Source organism: Pseudomonas sp. DCB_AW (genome assembly GCF_026240895.1).
Classification (GTDB): domain Bacteria; phylum Pseudomonadota; class Gammaproteobacteria; order Pseudomonadales; family Pseudomonadaceae; genus Aquipseudomonas; species Aquipseudomonas kermanshahensis.
Map to the genome: position 1 here is coordinate 1 of NZ_JAPFCE010000042.1, position 15,740 is coordinate 15,740.

At 60.5% G+C, this 15,740-nt stretch carries 12 protein-coding genes and 1 pseudogene; 2 read left to right on the forward strand and 11 right to left on the reverse strand.

The annotated features are described in order from the left end of the window. A partial coding sequence (locus tag OO306_RS19740; protein ID WP_265969698.1) for a hypothetical protein occupies window positions 1-73 on the forward strand: 73 nt, incomplete at its 5' end. A gap of 52 nt (window positions 74-125) precedes the next feature. On the opposite strand, the pseudogene glsB reads toward OO306_RS19740, so the two are convergent. From glsB to mtlD, 10 genes and pseudogenes are all read right to left on the reverse strand, one after another. Further along, window positions 126-851 (reverse strand): annotated as a pseudogene (gene glsB, locus OO306_RS19745) (glutaminase B); the annotation flags it as partial. A gap of 119 nt (window positions 852-970) precedes the next feature. Next, window positions 971-3,421: a TonB-dependent receptor gene (locus OO306_RS19750; protein ID WP_265969670.1), complete on the reverse strand. Its 2,451-nt coding sequence runs from the start codon at window positions 3,419-3,421 to the stop codon at window positions 971-973. 107 nt (window positions 3,422-3,528) lie between these two features. Beyond that, complete coding sequence (locus OO306_RS19755) at window positions 3,529-4,452, reverse strand: FecR domain-containing protein (RefSeq protein WP_027596307.1); 924 nt, start codon at window positions 4,450-4,452, stop codon at window positions 3,529-3,531. Beyond that, complete coding sequence (locus tag OO306_RS19760) at window positions 4,449-4,964, reverse strand: sigma-70 family RNA polymerase sigma factor (protein WP_265969671.1); 516 nt, start codon at window positions 4,962-4,964, stop codon at window positions 4,449-4,451. The genes OO306_RS19755 and OO306_RS19760 overlap by 4 nt, the downstream gene beginning before the upstream one ends. A 129-nt stretch (window positions 4,965-5,093) precedes the next feature. Continuing rightward, entirely contained in the window at window positions 5,094-5,600 is a 507-nt protein-coding gene (locus tag OO306_RS19765) for a flavin reductase family protein (protein ID WP_265969699.1), read from the reverse strand. 85 nt (window positions 5,601-5,685) lie between these two features. Next, window positions 5,686-6,717 (reverse strand): methionine synthase, encoded by a 1,032-nt coding sequence (locus tag OO306_RS19770; protein ID WP_265969672.1) that lies wholly within the window; start codon window positions 6,715-6,717, stop codon window positions 5,686-5,688. Window positions 6,718-6,744: 27 nt separating this feature from the next. Continuing rightward, on the reverse strand, window positions 6,745-7,728 hold the full coding sequence (locus OO306_RS19775; protein ID WP_265969673.1) for a DUF1852 domain-containing protein: 984 nt from the start codon (window positions 7,726-7,728) through the stop codon (window positions 6,745-6,747). 315 nt (window positions 7,729-8,043) lie between these two features. Beyond that, window positions 8,044-9,270, reverse strand: a complete 1,227-nt coding sequence (locus tag OO306_RS19780) for an MFS transporter (protein WP_265969674.1) — start codon at window positions 9,268-9,270, stop codon at window positions 8,044-8,046. A gap of 266 nt (window positions 9,271-9,536) precedes the next feature. Continuing rightward, the gene (locus OO306_RS19785; RefSeq protein WP_265969675.1) at window positions 9,537-10,010 is read right to left on the reverse strand and encodes an OsmC family protein; all 474 of its coding nucleotides are present in this window, start codon (window positions 10,008-10,010) and stop codon (window positions 9,537-9,539) included. An 887-nt stretch (window positions 10,011-10,897) separates the two neighbouring features. Continuing rightward, window positions 10,898-13,093 (reverse strand): bifunctional mannitol-1-phosphate dehydrogenase/phosphatase, encoded by a 2,196-nt coding sequence (mtlD, locus tag OO306_RS19790; protein ID WP_265969676.1) that lies wholly within the window; start codon window positions 13,091-13,093, stop codon window positions 10,898-10,900. Window positions 13,094-13,598: 505 nt separating this feature from the next. Here mtlD and OO306_RS19795 point away from each other — a divergent pair. Beyond that, entirely contained in the window at window positions 13,599-15,224 is a 1,626-nt protein-coding gene (locus tag OO306_RS19795) for a methyl-accepting chemotaxis protein (protein ID WP_265969677.1), read from the forward strand. Window positions 15,225-15,280: 56 nt separating this feature from the next. Here the strand turns inward: OO306_RS19795 and OO306_RS19800 are convergent, their stop codons facing one another. After that, the gene (locus OO306_RS19800; protein WP_186682475.1) at window positions 15,281-15,736 is read right to left on the reverse strand and encodes a type II 3-dehydroquinate dehydratase; all 456 of its coding nucleotides are present in this window, start codon (window positions 15,734-15,736) and stop codon (window positions 15,281-15,283) included. Between the last annotated feature and the right edge of the window lie 4 nt (window positions 15,737-15,740).

The following is a 15,740-nucleotide window of genomic DNA, read 5'->3' on the forward strand; positions in this document are numbered from 1 at the left end:
GGATAATGATCCGGCGGAGCGCTGGTTGCGGTCGCGGATACAGATGTTTTTCGGGGATCCTGACAGCCTTTAAGGCGATTTAGAGGCATTGAAAAGCCGCCTCCAGCGTGGCGAGCCATGTATCAGCCGGCTTCGTCATACAACCCGCTGGTGGCCATGATCGAGTTCACCTGCTGGGTCTGGCGTCGGCTCAGGATTTGCTCGCCGCTGTGCTTGCAGAACCCGTCGTTGGCCAAAAAGCAGAAGGCGCGGGCCAGATCGAGGCAGCTCATCTGCAGGGCGCAGTAACTGAAGTAACTGCGTAACACCGTCTCGACGTCGTTATGGAAGTTGCCAAAGGACTGCATGAGGTAAGCCATGGCCGCGTTGCGCGCGCGGAATTGATACTCCGAATCCGCGACGCGGGTATCGATCGCAATATGGGGGTTGGCCGAGAGCCGTCGCACGAAATCGCGCATCGACAACGTGGGGGCTGCGAAGCGCGATTGGTTGATATCGCAGATGACCAACGCACCGGCATTGATAAAGGGGTTGCGTGGGCGCCCGCGCTCGAACTCCAGCTGCACCAGCGAGTTGAATGGCTGGCCTGAAGGCTCATGCCCAAGCCGCTCCCAAATGGCTTCACCGGAATGGCCAATTGCCTGGACCAGGCTGAATACCTTGGAAATGCTCTGCACCGAGAATGGCACCAGGGCATCACCCGCGCAGTGATAACTGCCATCGTTGCCATAGACTGCGATGCCCAATTGCTGCGCTGGCACGTCGGCCAGCGCAGGAATGTAGTCAGCCACTTTGCCCTTGCCGATCAAGGGGCGCACTTCGTCGAGAATCTCGTTCAACAGCGTTTGCATGGAAGGCCCTGTTATCACTCCCCATTCGACAGCGAGGGGTAGCGTTTCAGACGCAGGCTCAGCAGCAAAAATCACACACTCGGCGCGCAGCGGCCCCTTATTTCAGGCCATGAGGCTGCTCAGAAATCGTATCGGGTATTCAACATCACGTTGCGCGGCTCGCCGTAATAGCCGCTGTAGAACGTGGTATCCAACGCACTGATGTATTTCTTGTCGAACAGGTTGTTGATGTTGAGCGTTGTGGAAAGTTGGTCGGTCAGTTGATAGCGGGCCATCAGGTTGACCACGGTGAACTGCGATTGCTTGGCTTTGACCGTGCCCAACGCGGTGCTTGGCGTGACGGTGATGTGGGTGCCGCTCTGCCAGTTGGCACCGCCGCCGACGGTCAGGCGGTCGAAGTCGCCCGGTAGTCGGTAGGTGCTCCACAGCTTCACCATGTTGGCCGGGGCTTCGGTGTTCAAGCGCTCGCCATCGCGGTCCTTGGTGATGCCGTGGTTATAGCTGGCCGAGACGTTCCAGCCGGGCATCAACTCGCCGTTGGCCTCGACTTCAAAGCCACGGGTGGTGGCGCCGCTCACGGCTTTGTACGCGGCAGTCATACCATCATTGTTGACGGTCTTGCCTTCGTCGAGCACGGCCAGGTTGTCCTGCTTGACCTCGTAGGCGGCGATGCTGGTATTCAGGCGACCGTCGAAGAATTCACTCTTCAGGCCCACCTCGTAGTTGTCGCCTTCACGCGGCTCGAGGTTTGAGCCGTCGGCGTCACGCAGGCTCTGTGGTTTGTAGATGCTGGTCCAGCTGGCATACACCGAGTGGATGTCGTTGAGGTCATAGACCACACCGGCGTAAGGGGTGACAACGCCGTTTTCCTTGTAGTCGGTCGTGCGGTTGCTGAGGGGCGTCGCCGGGTAGGTCAGGTCGTAGTCGTAGTCGTACTTGCTGACTCGCGCACCCAGGATAACCGACAGGTCATCGGTCGGGCGCAGGCGGGTGGCAATGTAGGTGCCGGTCTGGTGAATGACGGTGTCGCCATCATAGAGCTTGCCGCCACCCATTACCGGTTTGTCTGTGTAGTTGTCCCAGTCGTAGAAGTTGACGAAGGTGCCTTCGATGCGGGTACCCCGGGTCGGCGTATGGCGGTTTTCGTAACGTGAATAGTTGTAGCCGACGATCAACTCATGCTGGCGGCCGAACAGCTGGAACGGGCCTTGGGCTTGCACATCCAGGCCGGTCTGTTTCTGCCAGGTGCTGCCTGCGCCACCATACAGGCGTACACCTGCGCCGGTGCTCTCGTCGGGGAAGCCCCAACTGGCGGTGGCCAGTTTGTAGTCGTCACGCTTGATATACATCTGGTTGACCGACGCCTTCAGGGTCCAGTCATACGCCAGTTTCTGCTCGAGGCTTGCGAAGGTGTTGAGGGCATCTTGCGGGTTGTGGCTCCAGCGCGCGGCGCTGTTGGTGGAGCGCGAGAACGACGTTTGCTCGCCATTGCTGTGGAACAGCGGGAACGCCACCGAAGACGAGCCTTGCGGGTTGTTTTTCTGGTAGTCGGCACCCACCGTCAGCAACGTGGTGTCGGTCAGGTCGGCTTCGAGGACCCCGTAGAAAATCTGCTTTTCCTGGGAATAATGGTCCATGAAGCTGTTGTTCTGCTGGTAAGCCGCGACCATCCGCCCACGCACGTTACCGGTGGGCGTCAACGGGCCGGACAGGTCGACTTCGCTACGGTACTTGTCCCACGAACCCACGCCAGCCGTGATGTGGCCCTTGAATTCGGCCGTAGGACGTTTGCGCACGAGGTTGATCGTGGCAGAAGGGTCGCCCGCGCCGGTCATTAGCCCAGTGGCGCCACGCAGCACTTCGACACGGTCGTAGATGGCCATGTCGGCCAGGCTCTGCGCCGACATCTGGGTTGCGATATCCAGCGTGGTGGGGATGCCGTCGAACTGGTAGTTATCGACCGAGTAGCCACGCGAATAAATGTTGAAACGCTCACTGCCAAGGCTCTGCACCGATAACCCGGGCGTCTGCTGCAACACCTCGGTGATGTCGTTCAGCCCCTGGTCATCCATACGCTGACGGGTAACCACGCTGATCGACTGCGGGGTTTCGCGAAGGGTCAACGGCAGTTTGGTGGCCGTGTTGCTCTGGCCCGTGGTGTACGAGCCAGTGCCCTCGGTGGTGCCCCCCAGGCCTGCGGCGTTGATGCTGGTGGCGCCCAGTTCCAAGGCGGCGCCGCGCTCGGCCTTGGCCAGCACGTACCGTTTGTTCCCCGCCTGCACGAGCCGCAGGCCGCTGCCCTGGAGCAAGTGGGCAAATCCCTGGTGCAGCTCGAAATCCCCCTGCAGGCCTGGTGAGCCGAGGCCCGCGGTATCTTCGGCGCTGAAGGTGATCATGACCCCGCTGGCGGCAGCGAATTGGCTGAGGGCCTCGGCCAGGCTGCCAGCCGGGATGTCATAGCGCTGTGCTTGCGCCCAGGCAGCGGGCAGCACCAGCAGCGAGCCGGCCAGGCTCAGGGTAAGCGCTGCGCGGTGGATACTGCAGGCGAGTCGGGAGGGGGGTACGAACATGAACAACTTCCTGTTGGGGTTGGCAGTGGCTGCGTTTTTTACGCATGTGCAGCTAGAGCCGAAGCAGAAATCGAAATCTGTTACCCCTCACGCGAAAAAGTTTTGCTTCATGCCGCACCTGCCTCGATCCGCACCCAGTAACGGGTCAGGCGCCGGATGTGCACGGGCAGCGAGTCCTGTAGATTGGCCAGCACCGCCTCGCTGTCATCCAGCAGGAAGGTGCCGGACAGCCGCAAACCGGCGACCTCGGGCGTGCAACCGAGGTAGCCGGGGCGGTAGCGTGAAAGCTCGGCGAGCACGTCGTCCAGGCGCCAGTCGACCACCACCAGCATGCCCCGCGCCCAGGCTGAACTTTGCGCGGCGGCTGGGTGCAGTGGCCCGATTCGGTCTGCGGTAAAGGTCAGGGTCTGCCCAGCTTCGGCGCGCATCACCTGTGCCTGCGCCAGCCGTGGCCGGACCTCCACAGCGTGCGCCTCGACCGTGACCCGGGTGCTGCCGTGCCCCTGGCGCACGGCAAAGCGCGTGCCGAGGGCGAGGATCCGTCCCTCGGCCGACTGCACACTCAGCGGGCGCGCATCTTTGGCCGTCTCCACCAGAATTTCGCCCTGCTTCAGCACGATCAGCCGTTGCTGGCCATCGAAATGCAGGTTCACTTGGGTGTCGGTGTCCAGCACCAAGCGGCTGCCGTCAGCCAGCGTCAGGTGGCGGCGTTGCCCCACGCGCGTGGCGTAGTCCGCCTGCCAAGGCGAAAGCTGATAACCCTGCCAACCGACCACGCCGACCCCGAGCAACAGCGCCAGCATCTTCACCGCCGCACGGCGCTGTTGCCGGGCTTGTTCAAGGGTCGCCGCACCCACCGCCGCAGGGGCTTGGGCCAAGCGCTGCTGCAAGTGTTCAAGCCGGGCCCAGGCTTGTGCGTGCTGCGGGTCTGCCGCCAGCCAGGCTTGCCACTGGCTGTGGGTGGCAGGGCTGACCGTGCTTTCGTTAAGGCGCACATACCAGTCCACCGCCTGGGCCAGGGCGCGCTTCATGCCTCGTCCAGCAGCAGGCAATGCATCAGGCCGCGGGCCAGGTGCTTGCGCACGGTGCTGACCGAAACCCCGCAGCGTTCAGCGGTTTTTTCGTAAGACAGCCCGTCCAGTTGCACCGCCAGGAAAATCTGCCGGGTGCGCGTGCCTAGGCCATCGAGCAAGCGATCGATGGCGAGCAGGCTATCCAGGATCTGTGCACGGGTTTCTGCCGAAGGGGCGTACGCTTCGGGGCGCAGTTGCAAGGCTTCGAGGTAGGCCTGTTCCAGGCTGCGCCGCCGGTACAGATCGATGACCAGGCCGCGGGCGATGGTCGCCAGGTAGTGCCGAGGCTCCTTCAGGCTGTTGGCGGTGCGAGCCAGCAGCACGCGCACAAAGGTATCCTGGGCCAGGTCCGCGGCATCCGCTGAGTTGTTCAGCCGATGGCGCAACCAGCTACGCAACCACACGTTGTGGTCACGGTACAGCACATGCAGATGCTCATGAGGTACTGCGTCGGGGGGCATTGTGGACATTCCCTCTCCCAGCCGGCGGAGGATGCAAATACGAAACACTCTCGATTGTAGAGGGATTGGCCAAGACTGGGAAGAACACAGAGCGGGAAGTTGAATCGACGCTGCGGGTTGCAGCGCAGTCAACCCTTTTCAGGCGGCTGCTGTGGGGAGGTGGCAATACTCGCCTTTGAAATACAGTAATGGCTGCGTGGTAGCAGCGGCTTGCGGGTTTAGCGCTTTCACTTCACCGATCACGATCAGGTGGTCACCTGCGACGTGCTCGGCGTGAATTTCGCAATCAAGCCAGTGCAGGCTGCCGGCAATGACCGGATTACCGAGCGGTGATTTCTTCCAGTCGATCCCGTGCCACTTGTCCGTGCCGCGTCGGGCGAACTGGTTGGACACCTTGGCTTGTTCACCCGACAGGATATTGACCGCAAATCGACCTGCCTGGCGAATTTTGGGGTAGCTGGCAGAACTGCACATTACGCTGAACGACACCAGCGGCGGGCTCATCGACACGCTGTAGAACGACTGGCAGGTGAAGCCAATCGGTTCATCGTCAAGGTGCGATGTAATCACCGTGATGCCGGAGGCGTAGTGCCCGAGGGCTTCGCGAAACCGCGACGGTTCGATTGCAGCAGTGGGAAGTGACATAAAGACCCTGAGCAGTAAGTGCTGATCGAGTGTGCCAAGGAGGGCCTGAAGCGGCCCCCCGTAAACCACGTATACCGTGAGTTCACTATGCGTTCGCATACTCTCTGCGGACGATTTCAGCGCCTGCAGTCAACGCACTCAATTTCCCCCTGGCAACGTGACGCGGTAACGGCGCCATGCCGCAGTTGGTGCACGGGTAGAGCTTGTCGATGTCGACAAACTGAAGGGCCTTGCGCAGGGTGTTGGCGACTTCCTCGGGTGTTTCAATGGTATGGGTTGCCACATCAATGGCGCCAACCATCACCTTTTTACCGCGAATCAGTTCAATCAGGTCCATCGGCACGCGGGAGTTGTGGCATTCCAGCGAAACGATGTCGATGCTGGATTTTTGCAGCTTGGGGAAGGCTTCTTCATACTGCCGCCATTCTGACCCGAGGGTTTTTTTCCAGTCGGTGTTGGCCTTGATGCCATACCCGTAGCAGATATGCACGGCCGTTTCGCATTTAAGCCCTTCAATGGCCCTCTCCAGGGTGGCCACCCCCCAGTCGTTCACCTCATCAAAGAAGACATTGAATGCAGGTTCATCGAACTGGATGATGTCGACCCCAGCGGCTTCTAACTCCTTGGCCTCCTGGTTGAGGATTTTGGCAAATTCCCAGGCCAGCTTTTCACGGCTTTTATAGTGGCTGTCGTACAGCGTATCAATCATGGTCATGGGACCCGGCAGTGCCCATTTTATGGGTTGCTTGGTTTGCTGACGCAAGAACTTGGCATCCTCGACAAACACCGGTTTCTGGCGAGCCACAGCCCCGACAACCGTCGGCACGCTGGCGTCATAGCGATCGCGAATTCTAACGGTTTCACGCTTCTCGAAATCGACACCGCTGAGGTGCTCAATAAACGTCGTGACAAAGTGCTGTCGCGTTTGCTCACCATCGCTGACAATGTCAATGCCTACAACTTGCTGCTCGTGCAATGACAAACGCAAGGCATCGTGTTTGCCCTCGATCAGGGCCTCATCTTGCAGCTTCCAAGGCGACCAAAGTGTCTCAGGTTGTGCGAGCCAGGACGGTTTAGGCAAACTGCCGGCGGTTGAAGTGGGTAACAGCTTTTTCATAGTAAAAGACCTTGAACGTGGGAAGCGTCAATGAGCGTAATTGGCGGACCACTGCTCAAGTACGGCGTGGTAGGGTTTGATGAAGTGCTCTTCGGCGAACCGACCTTGTTCAATCGCCAGTCGGCTGCGCTCTTCGCGATCATAGACAATGCGCGTCAATGAATAGTCCTGGTGCTGCAAGCTGGGCTGATAGGACCTTCCAGCGACCGCGTTCGCGTTGTAAATCTCGGGGCGGTAAATCTTCTGGAAGGTGTCCATCGTGCTGATGGTGCTGATGAGTTCAAGGTTGCTGTAATCACCCAGCAGGTCGCCGGCGAAGTAAAAAGCCAGCGGCGCAACGCTGTTTGGCGGCATGAAGTAGCGAACCTTCAAGCCCATTTTCTTGAAGTACTCATCCGTCAGCGAATACGCGTCTTGCTGGTACTCGACCCCCAGTACAGGGTGCTGGTTTTCAGTGCGCTGATAGGTTTTGCTGCTCGAAACGCTCAGGCAAATAACCGGTGGCTTGTTGAAATGCGCTGTGTAGGCCGCTGAGTTCACGAAGCACTGGAACAGTTTTCCATGCAGGTCGCCGAAATCCTCTGGCGTGCTGAAGGTGGGCCGGCCTTTGTTGTGGGCCAGCAAGCGCACGCTGAAATCATAATCGCGCACGTAGGACGAGAAGTTATTGCCGACAATGCCATCGATACGCGTGTTGGTTTTTTTATCAATGACGGTCGTTTTCAGTAGTTCGATCAGCGGCAGGGCCGGGTCACCGCTTTCAGCATCGAGACTCATCTCAACGGAAATGATCTCCAGCGCAACCGTGTAGCGATCGCCTGTGGGGTTGTCCCAATGCGCCAGTGCATTGAAGTGATTGTCGATCATCTTCAAGGTGTTGCGTAAATTCGCTTGGCGGCTGGTGCCTCTCGCCAGGTTGGCAAAGTTGGTGGTGATGCGCGTGTTGTCCGAGGGCTGGTAGTGCTCATCGAAACAGACGCTCTTGATAGCAAAAGCAAGCGTGTTGTTCATGTTGGTGCGGTGCCTTAATCCCTTAATTGTTCAGTGCACCAGAGCTTTCCGGTGCGTTTACGCAGTGTGGGCTTCGCCAGGTAACCTGCGAGCCGGCGCAAAAAACGATAGGGGGATTTTCAGGCGTGAAGGAATATGAGGCAATCTCATTATTTTTGAGATGAACTTTACTTTACCTCATGATTGAAGGGCGCCAGCGACGCACCGCCGTCGCCCTGCGGCCGCGGCGTCTGCTGCCTGCCCAAAAAGACCTGTATACGAGTGCGGCACGCAAAGGCGCAAGCTGCCAAAGACCGTTGGCAGCTTGCGCCCCTATCAGCAGGGTTGAACCGCCAATCGGTTACTCACGTTACGCCCCAGCACCAGCACCGTCGCAAAACCACAACCCACCAGTGCCGTGGCCAAGCTCAGCAATACTGCGGTGCCCAACTGGTCGACGATCTGCCCACCGAAGAACGAGCCCAAGGCAATGATCACCTGGAACATAGCGACGAACAGTGGCATGCCGCGTTCGACATCCTTGGGTGCTACGACAAACATCCAGATACTGGCGCACGCCGGGAAGGCGCCGAAGGCGAAGCCCCACAGTGCGATCAGCATCGCCGCGCCGGTCATGCCGGTGGCAAAGTGGGGGAACAGCGCGGTGCTGACGCCTATCATCAGGGCGACCAGCATCAGGGTATGACGCACGCTTCGGTTGGCGGCGAAGCCGGCAAAAATATTGCCGATGACGCCCGCGACGCCATAGAGCAGCAGCAACGAACCAATGGTCGGCCCATCAAAGCCAGCGCTTTGCTTGAAGAAGGGCGCGACATAGGTGTAGGCGGCAAAGTGCGCCAGGCCAATCAGCAATACCGCGATCAAGCCAACCCGCGCCTGCGGATTGATGAACAGCGCCGGCAGGTCACTGATGCGAATGGCCTTGTCTGGGTTAAGCCGCGGCAACAGCAGGACCTGCGCCAGCAGCACCGGCACGCCCACCAACGCGGTCACCAGAAACGTCATGCGCCAGCCCATCAGGCCACTCAACCAGGTGCCCACGGGCACCCCCAGGACAGTGGCTAGGGTCACACCGACCATGATGATCGACGTGGCCTGCGCAACGCCCACGCCCTTGGGCGCCAGGCGGCCGCTGAGGGCAATGGCCGTCGCCCAGAAGCCGCCGATGCTGATGCCCAGCAGCACACGGCCGAACAGCAGCAGGTTGAAGTCGCTGGCGTAGGCCACCACCGCGTTGGCGATGATCATGATCAGCGTCAGGCCGATCAGCAGGTAACGACGGTCCAAGGCGCCAATGCCTACAGACAACAACGGGGCGGCGAGGGCGGCCATGATGCCAGGCAGGGTAACCATCAGCCCGGCCTGGCCGGCGCTGATGCCCAAGTCGCTGGCGACATCGTTGAGTACGCCTACTGGGAGAAACTCGCTGGTCACCAGGGCGAAGGCACCCACCGCGACCGAAAGAATCGCCAGCCACTGCTGTTTGACGCTTTGTTGATTATGTTCGGGAAGGCCGCTAGGGGCCTGGCTGTCGCTTGGCATGGTGCTGGGTTCCAAGGGGGAAGTCGCCTGAAAGACGAGGAGGAGGGGGAAATTGGAGGCGATTATACGGGTGGGGGTGGGCAACTACACAGGCGCGCGGCTTGATAGTAGTCATCAGTGAGATCGATGAAAGGCGCTGTGCAGAGCGGCGGCGGCTGGCTGATGATGGGCATTGGGGGGGCAGCGCATTTGCTTTCCGACCGCTGTCGACCCCATGCAGACATTTAGATGTCCGGGCCGATACCGACGCTAGAGCCTTGGAAGGATTAGTTTCGAGAGTTGATAACAGCCCTACATTTGATAGGGAAGTTGACCGAGTTGGCAATAAAACACTCGTGGTGAGCATCGTCATGCAAGCGCATTGCAAGATCCCTATCTGATTGACTACTAATGATGATCTGAGGTCTTAGCTCTGCTTCCTCGAAATGGCCCTTGCGCTGGCCATCGCCTTCGATCATGCGGCCCACCGGGTGGTCGACGTATTCCAGCACGCACACGTTGTTAACGGCGCACAGATGAAGATACCAGAGCTTGTGGCAGGCCGAGATAGATGCCAACAGCATGTCTTCAGGGTTCCAGTATTCGGGATTACCACGAAAAGCAGGGTCGGCGGAACCAGGGATAGGCGCTTTCCCTGGCGCCTCGACAGTGAAGTTTCTCTGGTAAGCCGTATAACTGGCAGTACCCTCACCGGTGTTGCCTATCCAATTGATGGTGACAGCATAATTGTGTTCTTTCATCGTCACTCCTGTGTTGAAAGATGGCCAGAAGATGATCCGCTCTTCTCACGTTAGCACTGTAATCTTGCGCGCTCAGAGTGGCTCCCATCCAGCTTCTCTTGTTTGCATTGACGCATGCGATTGTTGTGCGAAGGCAATGAGCCGGCTAGCGAGGTAACCGGCTGGCCTGACAGTGCTTGCTGGCGTGTTGGAGTGGAGAAAGCTAACGAAATCCCGAATCAGCCCTGTGCCTTGAATGTCAGCTATGAGTCGATTGCGGTCGGTCGCGACGGTCCGCTTTCGACCCAAAGCTGCCAGTCGTATCTTAGGTGATCTTTGTGGGAGCGGGCTTGCCCGCGAAGCAGGCGACGTGGTGGATGGCACGGGCTTCGCCCGTGTTCGCGGGCAAGCCCGCTCCCACAGTGATCGCGCAAACTTTTAGAGTTTGAATAGGACAGTTGCTTCCACAGGGTTCGTGCCGGCCTCGGAAAATGAGCAATAGCGGTACTTTCGCAATGGCAGCCATGGGTCGAAAGCGGTCATTCCCGGTCGACGGTTTGCGACCTAGTGCTGGCGGTGGTCAGTGTTGAGTCAGTCAGTCGTTCACCTCGACATTTGCGGCGCCTGTGAGTTCGAGCGCCGCCCGCGCGGCGCATCGCGAGCTCTGCTCGCTCCTACGTTTGTTTTTGGCCAGTAACGCCTGTGACACGCGCGCGCGACCGCCGGGTTTGTACGACGCACCATCGCGTCATGCGCCCGTTCGCGCGCCAATCCCCCAGGCATGATTGGCCCGAAATAAACGTAGGAGCGAGCAGAGCTCGCGATGCGCCGCGCGGGCGGCGCTCGATTTCCCAGGCGCTGACGATGTCAGGGCGAACACATCCACACACCGCCCTTACCAAACCGCTTCAAGCAACCGGTAGCGAATGCTTGGCCGACGCCCTACCACACTCGGACGCCCCCCGCGCCAACGCAGCGGGCAGTGCCCAGTCAGCCTTGTCCCGCTCCAGCAACTGCCGGAAGTTGGCCGAAATGCTTTCGACCATCTCCGCATCCCTGACCGGGTCCAGCCCCGGATAAGGCTTGCCCTGATACTCCCCGTCATGGGTCAGCACCGCTTCGACACGTTCGCCGCTGGCCGTGTACAGCGCCTTGATCAACTGGGCTTCGCGATCCTTGCTGGCGTTGCCGTGCAGCGCATAGTGAATGGCCAGCGCCGCCCCATACGCCAGCGCAGGCGTTTGAATGCCATGCTTGCGGGCCAGGTCGATGCTGCTGAGGATGCGCTCGTTACGCTGCAATTTACGCATGGGGTCGCGCCCAACCCGCACGCAAGGGTCCTTGAACGAGGTTTTGCACCGTTCGAGAAACGCATTGGCAAAGCTGCTGACAACCTCTGACATCTGCGGGTATTCGGCCATCAACGCTGGCGCCACTTCCTGATGAATCAGGCGCTGCGCCAGCGCATTGACGCGGGCGTCCCCCATGCCCTGGCCGACCCAGGTGTGCCCCAGCAGGCTCGCATACCAGGCGATGATTGCGTGTGGCCCATTCCATAAGCGGTTCTTGATGATCTGGATCTGGGTAATGTCTGCGACCGTTTTTACCTGGCGCAGCCGCTCCAGCAAATCACTGCCACGCTCTACGTACAGCGGCATGTCGGGCTCGCTGTTGAACAGGATCAGGTGCAACTGGCTCATGGCACTGCTGGATTGTGCAAAGGGCCTGAAGTGCCCGATAAGCCGCTCGTATTCCGGGGCTGGCGTGGCGGGTTTGCGGGTGACCGCTGGCTCATCCTCCAGGCTGTTCTTGAAAATCTGCGACTTGATGCGTAACTGCCGAACCAGCGCGTCATTGCTGATCTTGGAAACGATGCGGCTGACCACCGTTTCGGCGAAATGGGTCTTTTCCAGCACCTGCTTGCACACCAGTGGCGTGCACAGCGACGCCAACTGCGCCTGCACCTGGCGCCGGACGAACGCCGCACCGCCAATCTTGTTCAACACGATCAGTACGGTCAGCTCGCGCCCCCTGCGTTCGAAGCGCCGCAGCAAACCCTTGGCAATGACCTTGGCCTGATGCGCAATGGCCTGCTCGGGCAGGCTCATGCCGACGACTTCGGCGGCGTTGTACATCTCGATCACCGCCTCCTCGTCGTCCATGTCGATCATGCGCACATTGTCGATGGTCTGGTCGAACGCGGTGGCGCCGTAGCGCACGCTGTAGCGGCCGAACGCAGCGACCGATTCGCGGAGCATGCGCGAACGGGTCGCGGCAATGATTTCGCAGGGGCGCGTGTAGCCGTCCCAATGGGACAGCACCTGGGTCAGGTAGCCGCCACCGATGGCGCCGAAGCCGTGGATGCCGACACGGAACTGGTTCAGTGAGGCAGGGAACGCCTCGTCGAGCGCCGGCATGCCCAAGTCGGGCACGCACTCGCTCAAGTCGGCGAGGAAGGCGTGCATGCCACGGTAGGCCATGAGCGCGCCGGCCTTGACCTCGGGCGCGGGCGGCTTGATGTCCTCGATCAGGATTGCCTGGCCCCCGGCGCGGATCGCTGAGAGCAGGCCATTTTCCGAGTCCTCGACCATGAAGCACTGGCTGGGTTGGCAATTGAGCGCGCGGGCGGCGTGCAGGAAGATTTCTGGGTGGGGTTTGCCTTGGCTGACTTCGTCGCCGCAAACGGTGATGTCGAAGTACTTGAGCACGTTGGCGTTGATCAGGTACTCCTCGGCGATGGCGCGGCGGCTGGACGTGGCGACCGCCAGGGTCAGGCCGGACTTGCGCAGGCGCTCCAGCACCTCGAGCAGGCCGGCTTTGATCGGCACGCCATGGTTGCGCACGTAGGCCAGTTCGAGCTCATCGGCGCGCTGGCGGATCTGCGCATACGGGAAGTCATCGCCGTTGTGAGCCTTGGCGAGGGCCTCGGCCTTTTTCGCGCTCAGGCCCAGCGAGCCGATCAGCGTTTGCTCGCTCAAGGCGGTGCCGAATATTTCCAGTGAAGCTTGCTTCAGCGTCCTGAAACGCAGGCGCTCGGTGTCGAACATCGTGCCATCCATGTCGAAGATGGCGCTGTGAATTTTCTTGCCCTGAAACATGATCATTGGGTGTTGCCCCTTTTTTTGCGTGAGACATCCCGCCTTCAGCCACTGAATGGCGAGGCCGGTGCGATGACGGCGTGTGGGCGGTCAGGTAGGGGGCATGCGATCGACAGGGGGGCGCTCGGGGTTGACCCAGAGGTAGGGCGGGACAGCGCGGGGTGTGCAGAGGAGGGTGGCAAGCTTCGCGGCCAGGCGGGCGCCTGGTTTGACGTTGACGTCACGCCCACTGGCTGCTGCTTGGCTTGCAGGCAATGGGCGCACGTAGCGATGGATACGTGTGATTCCAAGCATAAGGTGCTTATCTTCCTTTTCTGATGACTGACGTTCCTTTTCTACCCTTGCACGTATGCGCCGCCACATGCAAGGCGCCGGCAACAATCGTGCGGTTACCGCACACAAGCGCCTCAGGGCCACTCAAGCCCGCAGCGGGCACTCCGATACCTGCTCACCCGCCATCGAAATCCCGATGAGAAGGGGTGCCAACAGGACCATGAGGAGTACTGCCCGTATGTTTGCCGACCTGAAGATTCGCACCGGAATGTTCTGGGTGCTGTCGCTGTTCAGCCTGACCTTGCTGTTCTCCACCGTCAGTGCCTGGCGCGCGGCGGTGGGCAGCGATGAGCAGATCAGCGAACTGGACCAGACCGCGCACCAGTCGGACCGGTTGAACAATGCGTTGCTCATGGCGATCCGCGCCAGCGCCAACGTGTCCTCGGGTTTCATCGAGCAACTGGGCGGCCACGATGAGAGTGCGAACAAGCGCATGGCGCTGTCGGTCGAATTGAACGACAAGAGCCAGAAACTGGTCGATGAGTTCGTCGGCAACGCCCGCGAGCCGGCGCTGCATGCGGCGGCCAAGGAACTGCAGGCCACCTTCGCCGACTACGCCAAGGCGGTGGCGGGGCAGCGTGAGGCGGTGCGGCAGCGCTCGCTGGAGCAGTACTTCAAGGTCAACACCGATGCCGGCAATGCCATGGGCCGCCTGCAGGCGCTGCGTCAGCAACTGGTAGCCACCTTGAGCGAGCGCAGCCAGCAGATCATGCTCGAGTCCGACCGCCGTCTGGAGCGCGCACAACTGCTGAGCCTGGGGCTGCTGGGCGTGACGTTGCTGCTGGCGGCGCTGTGCTGGGCGTTCATCGCACAGCGTGTGTTGCACCCATTGCGTGAAGCTGGCCAGCACTTTCAGCGCATCGCCGGCGGCGACCTGAGCGTGCCGGTGGTGGTGCAGCGGCGCAACGAAATCGGCCAGCTGTTCCACGAACTGGAGCGCATGCAGCAGAGCCAGCGCGAAACCCTCGGCAAGCTCAGCAGCTGCACACAACAGCTGGCTGACGCGGCGACGGCGCTGAACACCGTTACCGAGGAAAGCGCCAATAACCTGCGCCAGCAGGGCCAGGAGCTGGAGCAGGCTGCCACTGCCGTCACCGAAATGACCACGGCGGTCGAGGAGGTCGCACGTAACGCCGTCTCCACGTCCGAGACCACGCAGGCATCGAATCAACTGGCCGAAAAAAGCCGCCGGCAAGTCAACGAGAACATTGACGGTACCGAGGCCATGACCCATGAGATCCAGGCCAGCAGTGGGCACCTGGAGCAGTTGGTGGGGCAGGTGCGGGACATCGGCAAGGTGCTGGAAGTGATCCGTTCGGTGTCCGAGCAGACTAACCTGCTGGCGCTCAACGCCGCCATTGAGGCCGCCCGCGCCGGTGAGGCCGGGCGTGGTTTTGCGGTGGTAGCGGACGAGGTGCGTACGCTCGCCTACCGCACACAAGCATCGACTCAGGAAATCGAACAGATGATCGGGCGCGTGCAGCAGGGTACCGAAGCCGCGGTTGCCTCGATGCAGGCCAGCACCAGCCGGGCCCAGTCGACCCTGGACGTCACCCTGGCGTCGGGGCAGGTGCTGGAAGGTATCTACAGCGCCATCGGCGAGATCAACGAGCGCAACCTGGTGATCGCAAGTGCGGCGGAGGAACAGGCCCAGGTGGCGCGGGAAGTGGACCGGAACCTGCTGAATATTCGCGAGTTGGCGAACCAGTCGGCGACAGGGGCGCAGCAAACCCGTGCGGCGAGCCAGGCGCTGTCGGGCCTGGTGGGGGAAATGACAGCGCTGGTAGGGCGGTTCAGGGTGTAAGCGCGACGTGCCGAAGTGGCCGAAGGGCCACCCAGTCAGCGTCCGGTGAAGGGCGGTTAATTATTGGCTGCCCGACGCCGCAGTAAAGCATCAATAGCTCGGATTGCGAGGGGATACCCGTCAGCGCCCATGCCACAGATCACTGTATTGACCACGCCAGACATGATCGAGTGGCGGTGCAGTTCGTCCCGTGCATGAATGTTCGACAGGTGCAGTTCGACCAGCGGTGTGTCGAGTAATTTCAGCGCATCCAGTACTGGAATCGAGTGAAACGAAAGGCCGGCCGGGTTGATGATTACTGCAGCGCCTTGTTCGAAGGCTTCTTGAATCCAGTCGACCATGACGCCTTCGTGGTTGGTTTGGCGAAAGTCGCATATCAGGTCAAGTTCCAGCGCCAGGCTTTCACTGCGTTGGCGGATTTGCTCAAGCGTGGTGTGGCCGTAGATGTGCGGCTCACGGCGGCCCAGCAGGTTCAAGTTAGGGCCGTTAAGGATGAAAACGGTGCGATTCATGATT

Excerpts from the sequence above, each read along its gene's own strand:
- OO306_RS19750 (WP_265969670.1), bottom strand. The coding sequence starts at position 3,421 with ATGTTCGTACCCCCCTCCCGACTCGCCTGCAGTATCCACCGCGCAGCG.
- OO306_RS19755 (WP_027596307.1), bottom strand. The coding sequence starts at position 4,452 with ATGAAGCGCGCCCTGGCCCAGGCGGTGGACTGGTATGTGCGCCTTAAC.
- OO306_RS19760 (WP_265969671.1), bottom strand. The coding sequence starts at position 4,964 with ATGTCCACAATGCCCCCCGACGCAGTACCTCATGAGCATCTGCATGTG.
- OO306_RS19765 (WP_265969699.1), bottom strand. The coding sequence starts at position 5,600 with ATGTCACTTCCCACTGCTGCAATCGAACCGTCGCGGTTTCGCGAAGCC.
- OO306_RS19770 (WP_265969672.1), bottom strand. The coding sequence starts at position 6,717 with ATGAAAAAGCTGTTACCCACTTCAACCGCCGGCAGTTTGCCTAAACCG.
- OO306_RS19775 (WP_265969673.1), bottom strand. The coding sequence starts at position 7,728 with ATGAACAACACGCTTGCTTTTGCTATCAAGAGCGTCTGTTTCGATGAG.
- OO306_RS19780 (WP_265969674.1), bottom strand. The coding sequence starts at position 9,270 with ATGCCAAGCGACAGCCAGGCCCCTAGCGGCCTTCCCGAACATAATCAA.
- OO306_RS19785 (WP_265969675.1), bottom strand. The coding sequence starts at position 10,010 with ATGAAAGAACACAATTATGCTGTCACCATCAATTGGATAGGCAACACC.
- mtlD (WP_265969676.1), bottom strand. The coding sequence starts at position 13,093 with ATGATCATGTTTCAGGGCAAGAAAATTCACAGCGCCATCTTCGACATG.
- OO306_RS19795 (WP_265969677.1), top strand. The coding sequence starts at position 13,599 with ATGTTTGCCGACCTGAAGATTCGCACCGGAATGTTCTGGGTGCTGTCG.
- OO306_RS19800 (WP_186682475.1), bottom strand. The coding sequence starts at position 15,736 with ATGAATCGCACCGTTTTCATCCTTAACGGCCCTAACTTGAACCTGCTG.